Origin of the sequence: Aeromonas sp. FDAARGOS 1417, assembly GCF_019046985.1 — a bacterium.
Classification (GTDB): Bacteria; Pseudomonadota; Gammaproteobacteria; order Enterobacterales; family Aeromonadaceae; genus Aeromonas; species Aeromonas veronii.
In genome coordinates this window covers 409,036-427,569 of record NZ_CP077221.1, presented here as the reverse complement: position 1 = coordinate 427,569, position 18,534 = coordinate 409,036, and the positions used below count along the sequence as shown (strand labels likewise).

The window sequence follows — 18,534 nt, the reverse complement described above, 5'->3', positions numbered from 1 at the left end:
TCCCATGACCCCCTATCGCGCCGTTATCGGTCTTGCCGGCCACGTGGATCACGGCAAGACCCTGCTGATCAAGGCCCTCACCGGCATCACCACGGCCCGCGCCCATGAGCAGGCCATCGGCATGACCCAGGATCTCGGCTTTGCCCACTTCGATGACGGTCAGGGCAACACCATAGGTGTCATCGACGTGCCCGGCCACGAGCGCTATATCCGCAATATGGTGGCGGGGCTCTGGAGTCTGGATCTGGTGCTGCTGGTCATTGCCGCCGACGAGGGGTGGATGCCGATGACCGGCGATCACCTGCGCCTGCTCAAGGCGATGGGGGTGCCGCGCCTCCTGGTCTGCATCAACAAGTGCGATCTGGTCTCCCCCGACGAGCTTTTGCTGTTGGAAGAGAGCCTGCTGGAGCGGGTGATGGACGAGAGCGGCATGGTGCCCGATATCGTCAGCGTCAGCGCCAAAACCGGCGAGAATATGACTGCCCTGCACACCGCCATCGTGCGCCAGCTTGCCGATCTGCCGGCCTCACACGCTGCCCGCGAGCAGAGCGCCCCGCGACTGTATGTAGACAGAGTCTTTACCGCCAATGGCACCGGTACCGTGCTCACCGGAACCTTGCAACAGGGCAGCCTCAGGGTGGGGGACAAGCTGCGCCTCTACCCCGCCGATCGGGAGGTGCAGGTGCGCTCCCTGCAGGCCTATCACCAGAGCGTCGACGAGATCGGCGCCGTCTGCCGGGTGGCGGTGGGACTTAAAAAAGTGCCTCACAAGGAGGTGGCACGCGGTCACTGCCTCACCAGCGCCGCCGGTCAGTGCGAGGCGGCCACCCACCTTATCGTGCGACTCAACGCCGAGAGCTTGAGAGACAAGGCGCTACGCCCCTCTCTGCACAACAAGGAGGTCGAGGTGGCCCTCGGCAGCTGGCATGGGCGGGCCCGTTTTGTGCCGATCAAGGATACCCGGCTGGCGCGGCTGATCTTTACCAGCCCCATCCCCTGCTTCTTTGGCCAGCCGCTCGCCATCATTCGCCACGGCAGCAGCGAACTGCTGCACGGCGCCCGCATAGTCTGGTGCGGCGACATCCATCCCGCCAGACGCAAGGCGCTGCACGCCCTACTGGGTGAGCTGCCAGATGAGCTCGAGCACTACAACCCAGCCACCCTACAACTGGGGCTCAACGGCTATGTGCTGGCCAGCCGCTTTGACCAGCAGCCAGAGCAGGTCACCCCCCTCGGTGAGTGGCTGCTGGATAACTGCTGGCTGGCCCAAAGCCGCGACCAGCTGCTCGCTACCTTGGCAAACGAACCGCTGAGCGCCGCCGAGCTGGCGACCCGCTTTGGCATCGCCCTGCCGGTCACTCAGGCCCTGCTCCAGCAGCTCAAGAGCGAGCAGCACATTCGCCTGCACCATGACAAGTGGCAGCCGGGCAGCGGCGAGTCGGAAGATGATTTGGGGGAAGAGGCGCAGCTGGTACTCAAGGTGGTGCGAGATCAAGGCAAGGAGGGTTACGAGCCCGGTAAACTGGGCCCCGGCGGCGTGGAGCTGGATCCCTTTATCACCCGCAAGCTGCCCGTCGCCCTGCAACAGGGCTTGCAGCAAAAAGGCGCGTTGCAAAAGCAGCTGCGCAACCTGGCGCGACTCAAGTATCTGGTGCAGCTCGATGGCCCCATCTACTACGACGCAGTGCTTTACAACCAGATGGTCGCCGCCGTGCTGGCGGGCCAGCAGGTGGGAGATCTGATCGACATGGCATCCCTCAAGGAGATCACCGGTTTGTCGCGCAAATACGCCATTCCGTTCTGCCTGCGCATGGAGATGGATGGCTGGGTGCGGCGCGAGGAGAATGAGCGCCGGGTGCTGCGTTTGCCGCAGACTCAAGATGAGATGGAGTCGGCATGAGCGCCACCATCGCCCCCTCTGCCTCTTCCAATCCTGTGGCCAACCGGCTGCGCCGCGAATTTCATATCGACGGCATCGTACAAGGGGTCGGCTTTCGCCCCTTCGTCTATGGGCTGGCGCTGCGCCATGGCCTTGCCGGTTATGTGTTGAACGATGCCAACGGCGTCACTATTGGCGCCGAAGGATCGCCTGAGCAGCTCGCCAGCTTTGCCTGCGAACTGCGGGAATTAGCGCCGCCGCTTAGCCGTATCGATCACTTCAGCGAGCGGGAACTGCCCCTCGCTCATGATCCCGACTTCGATGGCCAATTTCATGGCCAGTTTCGAATTAAAGCGAGCCAGCAGCAGAGCGCCGCCACGGTCGCCATCTCGCCGGATCAGGGAATGTGCGAGGCGTGCGCCACGGACGTGGCCAATCCCGCAGATCGCCACCACCACTACCCATTTACCAACTGCACCCACTGCGGCCCGCGCTACACCATCATCCGCAGCCTCCCCTACGACCGCCCCCACACCGCCATGGCGGGCTTTGCCATGTGCCCGCGCTGCGCTGCGGCCTATGAAGACCCGCTGGACAGACGCTACCACGCCCAGCCGGTGAGCTGCCCCGAGTGCGGGCCGCATCTGACCTGGCGCAGCGGCCTCGGCGATGCCCTGGCCGAGCGCGAGGATGCCCTGCAGGCCGCTGCCAGCGCCCTGCAGGCGGGGGCGCTGATTGCGGTCAAGGGGATGGGGGGTTATCACCTGATATGTGATGCCCGCAATGAACAGAGTGTTGCCAGATTACGAATGCTCAAACGGCGCGAACGCAAGCCGCTGGCGGTGATGATGGGCTCCCTTGCCGAGGCCAAACTGCATGTCACCGGCTGCGAAGCAGAGTGGAAGCTGCTCGCCTCTCAGGCCAGACCCATCACCTTGCTGCGCAAGCGCATTAACGATGATCGGCTCTCAGAATCCCTACTTGCAACCGCGCCGCTGGCGGAGGGGATCGCCCCCGGCATCCCCTACCTTGGGATCATGCTCCCCTATACCCCGCTGCACCAGTTGCTGCTGGACGTCTGTGCCATGCCGCTGGTGGCCACCAGCGCCAATGGTCGCGGCAGCCCAATCCTTATCGACTGCGAGGCGGTGGTCAGGGAACTCGGCAGCGAGATTGACGGCATCCTGGATCACAACCGCCCCATCCTGCACCCGTGCGACGACAGTCTGGTGCAGTGGGCAGGCGGGCGGCGCCAGACGTTGCGGCTGGCCCGGGGTTATGCCCCCTGCACCCCCAGCCTGCAAGAGGCGGTCAAGGTGCCGCTGCTGGCGGTCGGGGCGCAGCAGAAGAACCAGCTGGCGCTCGCCTTCGGTCGCCAACGCATCTACAGCCCCTATATCGGCGATCTGCACAGCCTGCCGATGCAGGAGCACTTCGAGCAGACCCTGGCCACCTTTCGCGAGCTCTACGATCTCAACCCCGAAGTTCTGGTCTCGGATCGCCACCCGGGCTACCTCAGCCATCAGTGGGCCAAGAATTACTGCCGCGATCAGGGTGCGACCCACCTCGAGGTGCAGCACCATCACGCCCACCTGCTGGGGGTGATGGCCGAGCACGACATCACGGGCCCGGTGCTGGGTGTTGCCTTCGATGGCACCGGCCTTGGGGATGACGGCACCCTCTGGGGTGGCGAGCTGCTGATCGCAGACGTTCAGGGATTTGAGCGGGTTGCCCACCTTGCCCCCTTCAAGCTGATCGGCGGCGAAGCGGCCATCCGCGAGCCGATACGTCAGCTGCTGGGGCTGCTGTTTGAATCGTACAGCCCTGAGCAGATCAGCGCCCTCGATATTCCGTTGATCAAGCAACTGCCCCTTAAGCTGATCAGCAATCTGCACCAGCTCTGGCATCTCGGTCGCAACGCCCCTTACACCAGCTCCATCGGTCGGCTGTTCGATGCGGTGGCGGCGCTCTTGGGGGTGATCGATACCCCCGATTACGAGGGCGAAGCGGGACTCCTGCTGGAGGCAGCCGCCTTGCAGCTGGCCCCCGATGAATTGCCCTTCCCCCTCGCCTTTGATCTCAGCCAATCAACAGAGGGACCACTGCAGATCCAGTGGGCCGAGCTGATCCATACCCTTGTCAGCGAGCAGAGAAAAGGCACCGCCACCGCCAGCCTGGCCGCCGGTTTTATCCGCGCCATCAGCAATCTGGTCATCGCCCTTGCCGAACGCTTCCCCGGCTATCCGGTGGCGCTCGGGGGCGGCGTCTTTCAAAACCGGGTGCTGATGGACCAGCTGGTGCCCGCGCTCAAAGCGGCGGGGCGGCAGGTATTGACCAGCGAAACCCTGCCGCTCAATGACGGTGGCATCGCCGCCGGTCAGCTCTGGTTTGCCATCCACCATCTTGCCACGCATCAGCCTGTCACCACCGGTTGTGCCACCTTGTCGGAGTCCTGAAATTCATGTGTCTATCCATCCCCTCTCAGGTGGTGCAGCTGCACCCCGAAGATAACTGCGTCACCGTCGACACCCTGGGAGTGCAGCGGCGCGTCAGCTGCATGCTGCTCGAAGAGCCTCTCAACATTGGCGACTATGTGCTGCTCCATATCGGCTTTGTGATGAGCAAGATTGACCAGGAAGAGGCGCAGGCCAGCCTCGAGAGCTTCCGCCAGATGGTGGCCCTGATGCCCAAACAGGATATCTTGCCATGCTGACCTTGAATGATCTCTTTCAGGGCTTTCGCCAGCCCGAGGTGATCCGTGCCCTCGCCGCCCAAATTACAGAACTGGCCAAGGATTTGCCCGAGCCGCTGCGGGTGATGGAGGTGTGTGGCGGCCATACCCACACCATCATGAAGTACGGCCTGCACCAGCTGCTGCCAACCAGCATCGAGTTCGTTCACGGCCCCGGCTGCCCGGTCTGCATCATGCCCAAAGAGCGCATCGATCAGGCCATCGAGCTGGCGAGTCAACCGAATGTCATTCTGGTCACCCTGGGGGACATGATCCGGGTGCCTGGCTCCAAAGGCACGCTGGCCCAGCAGCGCGCCAAGGGGAGCGATATCCGCCCGGTCTATGACCCCCTCGATGCCCTGCGTATCGCCCGTGAGAACCCTGAGAAAACCGTGGTCTTCTTCGCCATCGGTTTCGAGACCTCCACCCCCATGACCGCCGCCTTGCTGGCTGCGGCTGAAGAGCAAGGGGTCGAGAACCTCTTGTTTCATATCAACCATGTGCTGGTGCCCCCCGCCATTCATGCGGTGATGGCCGACGGGGTGGCCAAGGTGAACGCCTTTATCGGCCCCTCTCACGTCAGCGTCATCACCGGCGCCGATATCTACCTGCCCATCGTCGATCGCTATCAGGTACCTGTGGTGGTGAGCGGCTTCGAGCCGGTGGATGTGATGGAGGCGCTCTTGATGATGGTGCGCCAGAAGGTGGAGGGTCGCTACGCGCTGGAGGTGCAATACAGCCGCGCCGTCACCGCCAGCGGCAATAAAGCCGCCCAGCGGCTGGTCGAGCGCTTTTTCGAGACCCGCGAGCACTTTCGCTGGCGGGGTCTGGGGGATATCAACGCCTCGGCCCTGCGCCTGCGCGATGCCTTTGCCAAGCGCGATGCGGAGCGTCACTTCGCGCTCAATCAGACCCCCATCGATGACCACAAGGCGTGCCAGTGCGCCGATATCCTGCGCGGCCTTGCCAAGCCTAACCAGTGCAAAGTCTTTGGCCGGGGCTGCACCCCGACCCAGCCCATGGGCAGCTGCATGGTCAGCTCCGAAGGGGCCTGCAATGCCTACTACCGATATATGGGGATCCAGGAACGATGAGAGAAATCCAACTTAGCCACGGCGGCGGCGGTGTCGAGATGAACCAGCTGATCAATCAGCTCTTCTTTCGCCACTTTGGCAACGAGATCCTGCTGCGCGGTGAAGATGCAGCCCTGTTGCCGGTAGAGGGGCCCATCGCCTTCACCACCGACAGCTTTACCGTCTCGCCGCTCTTCTTTGAGGGGGGCGATATCGGCAAACTGGCCATCGCCGGCACGGTCAACGATCTCGCCATGATGGGGGCCAAGCCCGAGTATCTGAGCGCCAGCTTTATCATCGAGGAGGGGTTCCCCTACGCCGATCTTGCCCGCATCGTCGAATCGATGGCCACTGAGCTTGCCAAGAGCGGCGCCCGCATCGTCTGCGGCGACACCAAGGTGGTGCCCAAGGGGGCAGCTGACAAGATCTTTATCAACACCAGCGGGGTCGGCACCTTCCCGCTGCCTGAGCAAAGCCGGGGCATCTCGGTACGCAACCTCAAGGCCGGTGACGCCATTCTGGTGTCGCGGGATATCGGCAGCCACGGCGCCTGCATCCTGATGGCCCGCGACGCCCTGCAGTTGGGATCTGATCTGAAAAGCGACTGCACCACCCTCTGGCCGCAGGTAGAAGCGCTGCTAAAAGCGGGTATTACCCCCCACGCCCTGCGCGATGCCACCCGCGGTGGCCTTGCCGCCGTGCTCAACGAGTGGAGCAGCGCCTCCCAGGTGGCCATCGAGCTGGAGGAGTCCGCCATTCCGGTGTGCGATCCGGTGCGTGGCCTGTGCGAGCTCTATGGCTTCGAGCCCCATGATCTCGCCAACGAGGGAACCATGGTGCTGGCCCTGCCTGCCGGACAGGCACAGGACGCGCTGGGTATCTTGCGGCAATTCAACCCCGCCGCCAGCCAGATCGGCTTGGTGCAGGCGAGCGATCGCCACAAGGTGATCCTCAACAACCCCTGGGGCAGCCGCCGCTATCTGGAGCTGCCGCAAGGGGAGCTGCTGCCGCGGATCTGTTGAGCGGCCATGCCGTTCCGTCAATTACAGCGAGGAGTCACTGCTCCTCCCCATATCGGTTAAGGAGCCACCATGCACGAAATGTCTCTGGCCATGGCCGCCATCGATCTGGCGGCCGAACAGGCCACCCAGCGGGGCTTTAACAAGGTGACCGCCCTCTGGCTCGAGGTCGGCAGCTTCTCCTGCGTTGACCCGGACACCATAGCGTTCTGTTTCGAGGCGGCCGCCAAGGGCACCGCCGTCGAGGGCGCCCAGCTGCACTTTCAGCATCAGGCGGCAGAGGCCTGGTGTTACGACTGCAACCAGACGGTCACCCTCACCGAGCGCGGGCAGGCCTGTCCCGAGTGTGGCGGATACAAATTACGAGTCGCGCAGGGTGATAGCCTGCGCATCACCGACATCGAGGTAAGTTGATATGTGTAGCGTATGCGGATGCGGCCAGGCGCGGATCGCCGGCCATGAGCATCATCACGAACATGAACATCATCATGAACATGGTCATGAGCACGACCATCATCATGCTCATGACGCCCATCACCATCATGACCACGAGCAGAGTGCGCCGCGCACCCTGATCATTCACCACCACTATCACCATCAGGGGGATGTCCATCACCACTACCACGGCGTCCGGGCCCCCATGAGTGCAGAGGGTAATGATCACCCCCATGACCATCATCATGATCATGCCCACCCACATCATCATGGCCATTCCCATGACCACGGGCATTCCCACGCTCATCCACATGACCACAGCCATGACCATGACCATGACCATGACCATGACCATGACCATGACCATCAGCAGGGTGATCTGCACTATGGCAAAGGGGAAGCGGGATTGTCGGTGCCCGGCATGGGGCAGCGTCAGCTGATCGCCATCGAGATGGATGTGCTGGCCAAGAACAATGCGCTGGCGGCCCACAACCGCGAACACTTCGACGAAGCAGCCCAGCTGGTGCTGAATCTGGTCTCTAGCCCGGGTTCAGGCAAGACCACCTTGCTGTGCGAAACCCTGCGCCAGCTGGCCGACAAGCGCCCCTGCGCGGTGATCGAAGGGGATCAGCAGACCAGTGCCGACGCGGATCGTATCCGTGCCACCGGCGTTCCTGCCGTGCAGATCAACACCGGCAAGGGCTGCCATCTTGACGCAAAAATGGTTCACGACGCCTGCCACCAGCTGCCCGCCAATGAAGGGGGCATCCTCTTTATCGAGAACGTCGGCAATCTGGTCTGCCCCGCCAGCTTCGATCTCGGCGAGAAGTACAAGGTGGCGATCCTCTCCGTCACCGAGGGGGAAGAGAAGCCGCTGAAATACCCGGACATGTTCGCCGCCGCCCAGCTGATGGTGATCAACAAGATCGATCTGCTGCCCTACGTCAGCTTTGACATGGCCCGCTGCATCGAGAACGCCAAACGGGTCAACCCCTATATTCAGGTGATCCAGGTCAGCGCCACTACCGGTGAAGGGATGGATGCCTGGCTCAACTGGCTGGCCAGTGCTTGAGATCAACCGGTTAAATGCCGTTGATAACGGTAGCAAACAAAAAAGGGAGGCTGATGCCTCCCTCTCTTTATCTGCGCACTTTGCCAACGGCTCTCTCTTTACAGAATGGCCAGCGTTTCATACTCGCGTCCCCTCACCCTGGCCCTCTCCCCAGGGAGAGGGAACCGGTTGGTGGATATCGCATTCTTCTCTTCTGTCTCAACAGGGAAAGGGAAACCTATGCGTGGATGCTGGCAATATGCTCGAAATATTCGCCCCCACCCAGAAAGTCTGTGGGCATAACAACCCGCCCAGTTTCCCAAACCCCGAGCGTGGCGAGATGGCACCGTCTGCCCCCTTCTCCCCTTGCGGGAGAAGGGCTGGGGATGAGGGGGAAGCCAATCCTCAGGCCACGCTACGAGCCATCGCCTCCTGCTCCGCAGGCACCTCACCAAAGCGCAGCACCCGATGGCAGATCTGGCCCAGTAGCGCCTGCTGGTGACTGAATATCACCATGCCAAGCCCGCGCTGCTCGCACTCACGCATCAACTCCCGCCAGAGTTGGCGCTGGATTTGCGGATCCAGCTGGGCGGTCACCTCATCGGCGACAAGCAACCGGGTGCGGGGATCGAGGGCGCGCAGCAGCGCGATGCGGGCCAGCTCGCCACCGGAGAGTTGACCTGGTTTACGACCGAGCCATTCAGGCTTGACCATAAAGCGGGCCAGCATGGCCTCATCGGGGCGCCATACGTCCCACAACGCCTGGCCGGTGGTGCGATAGGGATTGAAGGTGAGCTCCGGGTGCTGGGGCACCAGCTGGATGGGGTTATAACCTTTTACCTGTGCAGGCACCGGCTGCCCATCCAGCAGGATCTGCCCGCCGGCCCCAACCGGTTGCCAACTCGCCAATACCCGCCCCAGGGTGGTCTTGCCATGGCCGCTCGGGGCGGAGATGCCGAGCCGTTCGCCCGCTTTCACCGTCAGCGATAACCCCTGCCAGAGGGGACGTTCCCCCTGGGCGATGGTGAGATTTCGTACTTCAAACATCAGGAAACCTCCGGCACAGAGAAAAGCGCATTGAACTCCGGCAGCGCCTGCCAGTGGGCACGGAGCATCTCGCTCCCCTGCCCCTGGCGCAGATGGAGGCTGCTCAAGGTATCGCTCACTTGGCCCTGATGGAGCGCGACTATGCGATCGGCAAAGCGGGCCGCCAGCGCCAGATCGTGGGTGACCCAGAGGATACCGCTGCCCTGATTGGCCAATTCACGCAGCTGAACGAGCAGCAGACAGGCCAGCTCCTCGTCGAGCCAGGCGGTGATCTCGTCTGCCAGAATGTAACGGGCGCCGCCGAGGGCTGCAGTGCAGGCCAGAATGCGCTTGGCCATGCCGCCGGAGAGCTGGCGCGGGAATCTGTCCAAGGTGGTCGCGGGCAACTGGTAGCGCAGCAGTTGCTCGCCGAGCCGCTCGCGAGAACCGCTCTGGCCGCAGAGGCGTGCCGCCCGCCCCAGCTGGCGCTCCACCGTCAGCAGCGGATTGAGGGCACTCACCCCCTGCGGCACATAACAGAGGGTGTGGCCGCGCAGACGGGCCCGGCTGGCGTCGCACAGGGGCACGCCATCGAGGGAGAGGGTGCCGCGCATTCGCAGATTGTCCGGCAGCAATGTCAGGGCGCTTTGCAGCAGCAGGCTCTTGCCCTCGCCGCTCCCCCCCACCAGCGCCACTATCTCCCCCGGCGCCAGTTGCAGGCTGATATCGGTCAGCAAAGCCTGCCAGCTGCGCCGCCCCAGCCAGGAATAGTGGGCCGCCTCTATGGTCACCTGATCAAAACTCAGCATGGTTCACTCCTGTGCCACAGCAGCTGTTGCAGAGCGCGGGTAGCCTGATCAAACAGCAGGACCAGCAGCAGCAACATCAGCCCCGGGAAGAGGGCCAGCCACCAGCCGCCACCGGCCAGATAACGCAGCGCATCGGCCAGCAGCAGGCCAAGGGAGGCCTCGTGGGCCGCCAGACCAAAGCCGAGAAAGCTCAAGGCCGCGCTGTGCAGCACCGCATGGGGAAACATCAGCAAGGTGCCGATAAACCACTGGGGCAACAGCCCCGGCAGCAGGTGGATGCGCCAGCGACGCAGCGCCCCCATCCCCTGACAACGGGCCAGCACCACATAGTCGCTGCAGGCGATCCGCCGCGCTTCTGCGCAAAGAATGAGCGCCAGCTTGGGCCAGTGAGTGAGGGCCACCGCCAGGATCACCCCGCGCATACCGCCCCCCACGGTAAAGCAGATCAAAATCAGCAGCAGCATATGGGGTAGCGCCAGCATGGCGTCGATGAGCAGCCGCACCGCCACATCACATCTGGGGTGAATGAGCGACACGCTTGCCGCCACCATGGCCAGCAGCCCGCTACAGAGCGCCGTGCTGATACCCAACTCCAGACTGGTGAGGGAGCCCTGAAAGGCCCGCAACCAGAGATCCCGCCCCATCTGATCGGTGCCAAACCAGTGGACCAACGAGGGTGGCTGCTGGCGGGCCAGCAGATCCATCGGCACATCCTGATGAGAGAGGCTCCAGCCGTAAGTGGCCAGCAGTGCCAATCCGAGCAGGGCAAAAACCAGCCGCAGTATGGAGGGAAACGGATTAAACAGCATGCTCCCCCTCCCAACCCCGATTGATGCGGGCCAGCAGCAAACTGGCCACCGTGTTGCCAATAAAGACCAGCAGGGTGCAGAAGAGCACTATGCCCATCAGCAGGGGGATATCGCCCCGCAGCCCCGCATCCACGGTGGCCTGGCCGAGCCCCGGATAGGAGAAGACCTTCTCCGCCAACAGCGATCCGCCAATCAACTCACCGAGTGAGGCAAACTGCAGGCAGAGCGCCGGGGTCAGGGCGTGGCGCAGCACATGAAAACGCAGCATGGGCCAGCCGCCATCCCCCTGAGCGCGGGCGTAGCGGATAAAGTCGCTCTCCAGCACCTCGGCCACCCGCGCTCGGGTGTGCAGGGCAATATTGCCAAGCCCGAGCAGCGCCAAGGTAGCCACCGGCAGCAACAGATGGCGCAATCGCATCAACCAGTCCGCTTCATCGGCAGCAAGCCCCGGCGTCCAGGCACAGCAGACTGGCAGTAGCGGCCAGTGCACCGCAAACAGCGCCAGCAGCAACAGGCCGACCCAGAAGGTGGGCAGAGAGGCAAGCAGGTAGGCAAAACGGCAAATCAGGCGATCCGACCAGCGGTTGAGATAGCGACCGGCGCAGAGGCCCAGCAAAATCCCGAAAAAGCCGGAGAGCAGCCAGGCGCCCGCCAGCAGCAGGAAAGAGGCAGCAAAGCGCTGGCCTATGACTTCACCCACAGGCGCGTTGTAGAGCATGGAGTAACCGAGATCCCCCTGCAGCACTTGGGTAAACCAGTGCCAGTAGCGCAGCCAGAGCGGTTGATCCAGCCCCCAGCGAGCGGCGATGCGGGCGTACTGCTCCGGCGGCACATGGAGCAGATCGCTCCCGATATAGGCCTTGATGGGGTCGATGGGGGAGTAACTCAGCAGCACAAAGGTGGCGACCGAGACCAGACATAACAGCCCTGCCAGACGCAGCAGGGCTTTTAGCAACAGAGAACCTGAATGACTCAAGGGCGAACTTAGCGGCACGTCCACCGCCAATCCTGCAGGTTGTTGAGCAGGGACCAGCTACCGTGAATTTCCGGCGCCCCCTTGCCAAGGTCGATGCAGCGGTTGGCGAGATAGGTATGCTGCACGTTGAGCAGCCAGGCCCAGGCGGCATCTCCCTGCACTCCGGCGCCGGTCTTGCCATCCCACTCCACCTGCTGCCAGAACGGCACGGCCGCCTGCCAGTTCGGGGCATCCAGCGCCTGCTTGAGGTGGCCATCCACCACAGGGTTGCTGTAGTAGCCCGGGTTGTAGAACTCCACGCCACCGGAGCCGCTCTGGTAGTGGTGATAGAGCTCCATGGGATCCAGACTCCCCCACCCCATCAGCACCGGGTTGGCGTGCATCTCCCGCTCCACCTGCTCCCAGCTGCCGGACTTGAGGCTCACTTCGAGGCCAATGGGTTTGAGCATGGCCCGCACCGCTTCCGCCAAATCCCGGCGGGTGCTGTCGCCACTGGTGTACCAGAGGGTAAAGGCGGCGCGCAGATTGCCCTTGTGGCGAATGCCGTCACTGCCCATCTTCCAGCCTGCCTCGTCGAGCAGGGCGTTGGCGTGGGCCGCATCCCCGTCCTTGAAAGCGGTGGCTTTGTTCAGCCATGGCAACCCTTCTACCGCGCTGTAGGCGGGGATAGCGTGCCCTTCCAGCAGCTGGTCGGCCAGCAGCTTGCGATCTATGGCGTAGTTGATGGCGCGGCGCACCGCCACGTCCGAGGTCACGTCGTTGCCGATGGGATAACCCTTGGCATCCTTGCCGCCCGCAGGCGGAATGGGGAAGACGATGCCGCGGTTCTCCACGCTCGGCCGCACCCAGAGCTTGAGGGAAGCAGGCACGGTGGGCGCCAGTGACGGGGCAATGCGCACCACATCGAGCTGGCTGCTCTGGGCGGCGGCATAGGCGCTCTCTTCATCGATAAAGACAAACACCAGCCGTTTGAAGTCATTGTTGCCGCCGGCGTAATAGGGGTTTGCCTCTACCACCAGTTGCTGGCCGGGCAGGAAGCTCACCAGCCGGTAGGGGCCGGCACCGACCGGCTTTTGGGCATACGCTTTTGCGTCGTAATCCTGCTTCGACACGATACCGAGCGAGCCCAGCACGTTGACGAAGGTGCTCTGGGGGGCACTCAGGGTGATGGCAACCTCGGTGGGCGAGAGCACCTTGGCCGAGACAAAGTTGCCCATGTCGATCTTGCCGCCACCTTTGGCCGCGCTGTTGTAGGTAAAGGCCACATCCTCGGCGGTGAGCGGCGCGCCGTTGGAGAATTTCAGGTCAGGCTTGAGGGTAATGAGCCACCCCTTGCCATCCTTGCTCGGGGTCACCGCTTGGGTGAGCACGTTTTGCCAGCTGAGATCGGCGTTCTGCTTGAGCAGCGGGCTGTGCAGCAGCAGGTAGCTGCCGTGGCTCCAGCCAAGCAGAGGGTCAAACCCCTCGGTGGGTTCGGCTCCGATGGCGAGCTTGAGCTCGGCAGGCACAGGTTGGGCAGCGGCCAGCGCCGCGTGAGAAACGGTGCCCAGCAGCAGGGTCAACAGGGCGGTAGCGCTGGATCTGGCGTAATGGCGAAGGGAATTGCGAGAAACAGTCATGGGGCTCCTTCTTGTTTTGTACCACTCACGGATCATCACTCAAAAAAGAGGCGCAATGCGTGTCTGAACATGGGAGTGAGGGGCCAAAATGGCCCCCTATTCTAAACTTGATTTCGCGTGAAACCTAGCGACTATGCCTGTTGACCGCGCCGGGCACCGAATAGCCGTCTGCGGCCCAGATCCACGCCGCCAGCCCCTTGCTGCACCGGCAAGGAGAGCAGCATCTTGAGGGTGCTGCTCACCAGTGAGCGCCCCTCCCCGGCACCGAGATGGGGTTCGAGCGGCGACATCAGGGAGCAGGCCAGCAACTGGCCACTTTCTGGCAATTCACCCACCATAAAGGTCATGTTGCCGCAAGGGAGCTGCAGGGCGAGTCGATCGCTGCTGCGCACCGGCCAAAGCTGATCCGGCCCCGGCAGCACCACCACGCTCAGCATCCAGGGGGTGAGCACACAGCCGAGCCACTGACCTTCAAACAGCACGCACTCCGCAACGATTGGCATGCTGGCGTGATAGAAGGGCAGTCCTTGCATCTCTTCCCTAGCGATCCGCTCGTACTGGGCCACCAGCAAGGGCGCGGGATTGGTGGCAAAACCGGCAAACTCCTGTGCCGTCTCCGGTACTCTCTCCAGCACTCTCTCAGCCTCGCTTAAATGGGACTGCGCCATAGGCCCTCCCGCGCTTGTTCAGCTTTCTCCTGCTCAGAGAGCGGGATGGCGGGGGCACCGACACTGGCCAGCAGGGTCAAAATCCGATCCGTCGCCTCCCCCATGGCAGCCGCCACCTCAGGGGTGAGGCCGATACGCGGTTCGAGGGATTCGGGCTCGACCCCGATCAGAGTGAGCCGCTTTGGCGACTCCCCCGTCATATGCAACGCCGAGAGCACGTCCGCCAGCCCCAGCTGATGGGGGGAGATCTTGCGGCCAAACAGGGTCGGGATCTCCTCATCTTTCAGAGTCACTACGGTGCCCGGCGGATTACCGCTGCGCACCGCATCCGCCAGAATGATGTGGTCGCGACTGGCCATCGCTTCGAGCAGCTCCATGCCGGCGGTACCGCCATCGAGCAGCTCGATGCCGGGGGCGAAACGGTAGTTGCGCCCCAGCGCCTCGACAATGCGCACCCCCACCGCCTCATCGCTCAAGAGCAGGTTGCCGACGCCCAGGATCAGGATGTTCATCACAACACCTTCACCTGAGTTGTTTCGCCATTCTGGGTATCCACCACGTGGACCGCACAGGACATGCAGGGGTCGAACGAGTGGATGGTGCGCACCACTTCCAGCGGTTTGGCGGGATCCGCCACCGGGGTGCCCACCAGCGCCTGCTCGTAGGGGCCGGGCTCGTCATTGAAGTTGCGCGGGCCCGAGTTCCAGGTCGATGGCACCACCGCCTGATAGTTCTCGATCTTGCCGCCCTTGATGACGATCCAGTGGGAGAGCATGCCGCGTGGTGCCTCTTCAAAGCCCACTCCGCGAAACTCTTTATCCGCCGGGATCTCCGCCTTGATGTAGGCGGTGGTGTCCCCCTTGCCGATGTTGTCCACCAGCGCCTTCCACTGGTGCGCCAGGGTGTCTTTGAGCACGCAGCAGCGCACCGCGCGACCGATGATGCGGCCCATGGTGGAGTGCAGCTGTTCGGTCTTGATGGCAGAGCCGGTGAGCGCCTTGTAGATGCCGTTCAGCTGATCGAAATGCGCCACCGTCTCCGGGTGTTTGGCGGCCAGCTTGACCAAGAGGTCTGCGAGCGGCCCCACCTCCACCACCTTGCCGTAGAAGGTGGGGGATTTGACCCAGGAGTATTTGCCGTCATCCTGCCAGCCGGTGTAGTTGGGCTCGGTTTTGCCCTCCCACGGCTTGAGGGGCTCGTCATCCTTGTACCAGGCGTGCTTGTTGCTCTCGGCAATACCGTCCATCAGCCAGGCGTCCTGATGGCTCTCGATGGGGCGATAACCTGCCAGATTGCCATTCTCGATATAGCCACCCGGCATCAGGAAGCTGCCACCGTTGGCGTCGGTGGGGAGCTCCGGCACGCTCAGGTAGTGCTTGGCCCCCTGCCCCAGTGTCAGCCACTCGGGGTAGTGAGCGGCGATGATGGCGGCATCCACCTTGTAGACCTGCTCGATAAACTCGCCGAGCCGGTCGATAAAGCTCTTCACATAGAGCAGCCGCTCGAGGTTGAGCACGCTCGGCGCATCCAGATTGATGGGGTTGGCCACGCCGCCCACCGCCAGATTCTGGATGTGCGGGCTCTTGCCCCCCAGAATGGCGACAATGCGGTTGGCATCGCGCTGGCACTCCAGTGCCTGCAGGTAGTGGGCCACGGCGATGAGGTTTACCTCCGGGCTCAGCTTCATCTCCTTGTGACCCCAGTAACCGTTGGCAAAGATGCCGAGCTGGCCGCTCGCCACCAGCGCGCGGATCTTGTCCTGCACCTTGGTCAGTTCATCGGCACTGTTGAGGGACCAGGTTGATACACCCTTGAGCATGTCCGCCGCTTTTTGCGGATTGGCCTCAAGGGCCGCGGTGATGTCCACCCAGTCCAGCGCGGAGAGCTGATAGAAGTGGACGATGTGATCGTGGATGTTGTGGGCCGCGATGATGAGGTTGCGGATAAACTGGGCGTTGACCGGCACCTTGGCGCCGATGGCATTCTCCACAGCCCGCACCGAGGCGATGGCGTGAATGGAGGTACATACCCCGCAAATGCGCTGCACTATCATCCAGGCATCGCGCGGGTCGTTGCCCTTGACGATCTCCTCCATCCCGCGCCACATGGTGCCGGACGACCAGGCTTTGGTCACTTTACCGCCTTCGATTTCGCAGTCGATACGCAGGTGCCCCTCAATGCGGGTGATGGGGTCTATGGTGATACGTTGGCTCATACGTTGGCTTTCCCTCGGGCCTGATAATCTTGGTGAACACGTTCAAGTGATGGCAGTACCGGCAGCAGCCGGATCAACAGCAAATAGGCACACACCTCGATGGCAACAAAGCCCAGAGAGATCAGCACCTCCTCCGCAGAGGGGAAGTAGTGGTAGCCATTGCCGGGGTTGAAGGCGAGCAGGGAGTAATCCAGTCGCCAGAGGGCGGCGCCCAGCAGCATGCTGAGGGCCCCCAGGAACAACATGCGCGAATCCCGGCGGCTCTTGTCCCAGTGGAACACCAGCAGCGGGAAGATCATCAGCGCAATCTCGCTCCAGAACATGATGGAGAAGCGATTGAACTCGGAGAGATACTCCGACTTGTCGTGGATGACGATCTCGGCAAAGCGCAGCGCCACAAACAGGATCAGGAAGATATCGATCACCTGGGTCAGCTTGTAGAAGAGCGACTTCTCGTTGGGGCCCCGCCCCGCCAATCCCGCCTGCACCAGAGATCCCTCGAACACCACGATGGAGAAACCCATGATAAAGGCGGTGAGCAAAGAGAAGACCGGTAACAGCTCGTAACTTTGCCAGAGCGGATGGATCTTCTCCCCCGCGACGATCATCAACGACCCCATCGAGGATTGGTGCATGGTGGGCAGCAGAGCCCCCAGCGCCAGCACGAAGAACATGATCTTGTTGAGGCGAATGAGTGACGCCTTCCAGCCGAACTTCTCCAGCAGCACGGGCGCAAACTCCAGCGCCATCACCCCGATATAGATGGTCATGCAGACCGCCGTCTCGAACAGCACCGAGGAGGTGTTGAAGTGACCGGGCAGGTAGAAGTACGGCAGGTTCCAGTAACGCCCCACGTCGATGGTGATGGAGAGACCGCCCAGCGAGTAGCCGAACAGGCTCGCCAGCAGGGCCGGTCGCACCAACGGGTGATACTCGCCCCGGTTGAACACATAGACAGCCCAGGCCAGCGCCCAGCCGCCGCAGGCGAAACCGGTACCGATCAAGAGATCGAACGAGATCCAGAGCCCCCAGGGGTAGCCGCCATTCAAATCGGTGACCGAACCCAGCCCGAAGACGAGGCGTTTCAAGATCAACATGCCGCACAGCACGGCAAAGGGGGCCAGCACCAGCACAGGCCAGCTGACCAGCTTGCCGCCGAGGGGATACGCCTTGTGGTTACTCATGATCCTTGCCTCCCTTTGTGGTGCCCTGACCCTTGATCTGCGCACTCCCCTGATCATGGCCATCATCGTGATGATGATCGTGACCATTCTTGGTGTTGCGGCGAATGAGCACCGAGAGGCCGGTCAGCACCACCATGGGCAGCACCATCCCCTTGTAGAGGGTGTGCTGGATATGCTCGGAGCGGGCACCGGAGGAGAGCTCCGGCAGATCGGGCATGTCGAGCTTGGTATAGGGCACCCCGGCCAGCACCAGCACCTGGGTGCCGCCCCCCTCTTTCTCGCCATAGACGTAAGGCTGGTAGTTGGGCACCTCGTGCAGGTAAGGGTCGTTGGCAGAGAGGGTCTGGCGCGGATAGGCATATTCGCTGCCCGGAGTCGCCAGCAGACGACGCTTGGCCTCGGCCATCAGCTCCTCGCGGGTGCCGAAGATGACGGCGCCGGTGGGGCACACCTCGACGCAGCCGGGCAACTTGCCCTGATCAATCCGCTCCAGCCCTTTCTGGTTGCAGAGCTCGCACTTGTGGATCGCCCCCAGCGGGTTGTCATAGTCATATTTGGGCACGTCGAACGGGCAGCCCACCATGCAGTAACGGCAACCGGTGCAGACGCTCGGGTCGTAGTGAACGATGCCTGTCTTGGGATCTTTTTTAAGGGCCTGCACCGGGCAGACAGAGACGCAGTTGGGATCGACACAGTGCATGCACTGCTTCTTGATGTAGGCGTAGCCATCCACCAGCTGATCCTTGTGCTCGCCAGTGCCGCTCTTCCACACCTGAATGATGTTGTTGGTGTAGGGGGTCAGCTTGTCGTTGTTGGACCAGGTTTGCGCCCCGGCTGGATTGGCCGGATTGCCGTTGAGGCGCTGACACTCCGCCACACAGGCCTGACAGCCGACGCAGAGGGTAGAGTCGTAGAGCATGCCGAGCGCGCTGGGAATGGGCGGCTTGTTCTTGGCCGCCGCCAGTGCGGTGCCGGGTACGGCTGTGCCCGCCGCCAGTGCACCGACGGAGGCAAATTTGAGGAAGTTTCGTCTGTTCACG

General features: G+C 62.7%; 18 protein-coding genes. 7 read left to right on the top strand and 11 right to left on the bottom strand.

All coding sequences use genetic code 11. The features are described from left to right. The first annotated feature begins 4 nt into the window (after positions 1-4). The 6 genes from selB to hypA all read left to right on the top strand — a co-directional run bounded on the left by selB (position 5) and on the right by hypA (position 7,116). Positions 5-1,900, top strand: coding sequence for a selenocysteine-specific translation elongation factor (gene selB / locus I6L47_RS01855; protein WP_216948525.1), 1,896 nt, complete (start codon positions 5-7; stop codon positions 1,898-1,900). Continuing rightward, complete coding sequence (gene hypF, locus I6L47_RS01850) at positions 1,897-4,335, top strand: carbamoyltransferase HypF (protein ID WP_216948524.1); 2,439 nt, start codon at positions 1,897-1,899, stop codon at positions 4,333-4,335. Before selB ends, hypF begins: the two co-directional genes overlap by 4 nt. Positions 4,336-4,340: 5 nt before the next feature. Further along, positions 4,341-4,592 (top strand): HypC/HybG/HupF family hydrogenase formation chaperone, encoded by a 252-nt coding sequence (locus I6L47_RS01845; RefSeq protein ID WP_005333341.1) that lies wholly within the window; start codon positions 4,341-4,343, stop codon positions 4,590-4,592. Continuing rightward, positions 4,586-5,704, top strand: coding sequence for a hydrogenase formation protein HypD (gene hypD, locus I6L47_RS01840; protein WP_216948523.1), 1,119 nt, complete (start codon positions 4,586-4,588; stop codon positions 5,702-5,704). The genes I6L47_RS01845 and hypD overlap by 7 nt, the downstream gene beginning before the upstream one ends. After that, a complete protein-coding gene (gene hypE / locus I6L47_RS01835) occupies positions 5,701-6,705 on the top strand; it encodes a hydrogenase expression/formation protein HypE (protein WP_216948522.1) in 1,005 nt (334 codons plus the stop codon). The genes hypD and hypE overlap by 4 nt, the downstream gene beginning before the upstream one ends. A gap of 69 nt (positions 6,706-6,774) precedes the next feature. After that, positions 6,775-7,116 (top strand): hydrogenase maturation nickel metallochaperone HypA, encoded by a 342-nt coding sequence (gene hypA, locus I6L47_RS01830; RefSeq protein WP_005301911.1) that lies wholly within the window; start codon positions 6,775-6,777, stop codon positions 7,114-7,116. On the opposite strand, the gene I6L47_RS22400 is transcribed toward hypA, so the two are convergent. Next, a complete protein-coding gene (locus I6L47_RS22400; RefSeq protein WP_254204797.1) occupies positions 7,094-7,462 on the bottom strand; it encodes a hypothetical protein in 369 nt (122 codons plus the stop codon). The genes hypA and I6L47_RS22400 overlap by 23 nt on opposite strands. On the opposite strand from I6L47_RS22400, the gene hypB reads away from it, so the two are divergent. Beyond that, positions 7,343-8,209 (top strand): hydrogenase nickel incorporation protein HypB, encoded by an 867-nt coding sequence (gene hypB / locus I6L47_RS01825; protein ID WP_216949296.1) that lies wholly within the window; start codon positions 7,343-7,345, stop codon positions 8,207-8,209. The two genes, I6L47_RS22400 and hypB, sit on opposite strands and share 120 nt — an antisense overlap. Positions 8,210-8,593: 384 nt before the next feature. Here the strand turns inward: hypB and I6L47_RS01820 are convergent, their stop codons facing one another. The 10 genes from I6L47_RS01820 to hybA form a co-directional block, all read right to left on the bottom strand. Next, positions 8,594-9,235 carry an ATP-binding cassette domain-containing protein gene (locus tag I6L47_RS01820; RefSeq protein WP_216948521.1) on the bottom strand — a complete coding sequence of 214 codons (642 nt, stop codon included), beginning with the start codon at positions 9,233-9,235 and terminating at the stop codon, positions 8,594-8,596. Continuing rightward, on the bottom strand, positions 9,235-10,023 hold the full coding sequence (locus tag I6L47_RS01815; protein WP_216948520.1) for an ATP-binding cassette domain-containing protein: 789 nt from the start codon (positions 10,021-10,023) through the stop codon (positions 9,235-9,237). Before I6L47_RS01815 ends, I6L47_RS01820 begins: the two co-directional genes overlap by 1 nt. Continuing rightward, positions 10,017-10,832 carry an ABC transporter permease gene (locus tag I6L47_RS01810; RefSeq protein WP_216948519.1) on the bottom strand — a complete coding sequence of 272 codons (816 nt, stop codon included), beginning with the start codon at positions 10,830-10,832 and terminating at the stop codon, positions 10,017-10,019. Before I6L47_RS01810 ends, I6L47_RS01815 begins: the two co-directional genes overlap by 7 nt. Beyond that, positions 10,822-11,832: an ABC transporter permease gene (locus tag I6L47_RS01805; protein WP_216948518.1), complete on the bottom strand. Its 1,011-nt coding sequence runs from the start codon at positions 11,830-11,832 to the stop codon at positions 10,822-10,824. Before I6L47_RS01805 ends, I6L47_RS01810 begins: the two co-directional genes overlap by 11 nt. After that, positions 11,817-13,427, bottom strand: coding sequence for an ABC transporter substrate-binding protein (locus I6L47_RS01800; RefSeq protein WP_216948517.1), 1,611 nt, complete (start codon positions 13,425-13,427; stop codon positions 11,817-11,819). The genes I6L47_RS01805 and I6L47_RS01800 overlap by 16 nt, the downstream gene beginning before the upstream one ends. Before the next feature lie 131 nt (positions 13,428-13,558). Continuing rightward, the gene (gene hybE / locus I6L47_RS01795; protein WP_216948516.1) at positions 13,559-14,095 is read right to left on the bottom strand and encodes a hydrogenase-2 assembly chaperone; all 537 of its coding nucleotides are present in this window, start codon (positions 14,093-14,095) and stop codon (positions 13,559-13,561) included. Next, complete coding sequence (locus I6L47_RS01790; protein ID WP_216948515.1) at positions 14,077-14,607, bottom strand: HyaD/HybD family hydrogenase maturation endopeptidase; 531 nt, start codon at positions 14,605-14,607, stop codon at positions 14,077-14,079. Before I6L47_RS01790 ends, hybE begins: the two co-directional genes overlap by 19 nt. Beyond that, on the bottom strand, positions 14,607-16,310 hold the full coding sequence (gene hybC / locus I6L47_RS01785) for a hydrogenase 2 large subunit (protein WP_216948514.1): 1,704 nt from the start codon (positions 16,308-16,310) through the stop codon (positions 14,607-14,609). The genes I6L47_RS01790 and hybC overlap by 1 nt, the downstream gene beginning before the upstream one ends. Beyond that, positions 16,307-17,494 carry a Ni/Fe-hydrogenase cytochrome b subunit gene (hybB, locus tag I6L47_RS01780; protein ID WP_021230238.1) on the bottom strand — a complete coding sequence of 396 codons (1,188 nt, stop codon included), beginning with the start codon at positions 17,492-17,494 and terminating at the stop codon, positions 16,307-16,309. The genes hybC and hybB overlap by 4 nt, the downstream gene beginning before the upstream one ends. Continuing rightward, positions 17,487-18,533: a hydrogenase 2 operon protein HybA gene (gene hybA, locus I6L47_RS01775; RefSeq protein ID WP_216948513.1), complete on the bottom strand. Its 1,047-nt coding sequence runs from the start codon at positions 18,531-18,533 to the stop codon at positions 17,487-17,489. Before hybA ends, hybB begins: the two co-directional genes overlap by 8 nt. Between the last annotated feature and the right edge of the window lies 1 nt (position 18,534).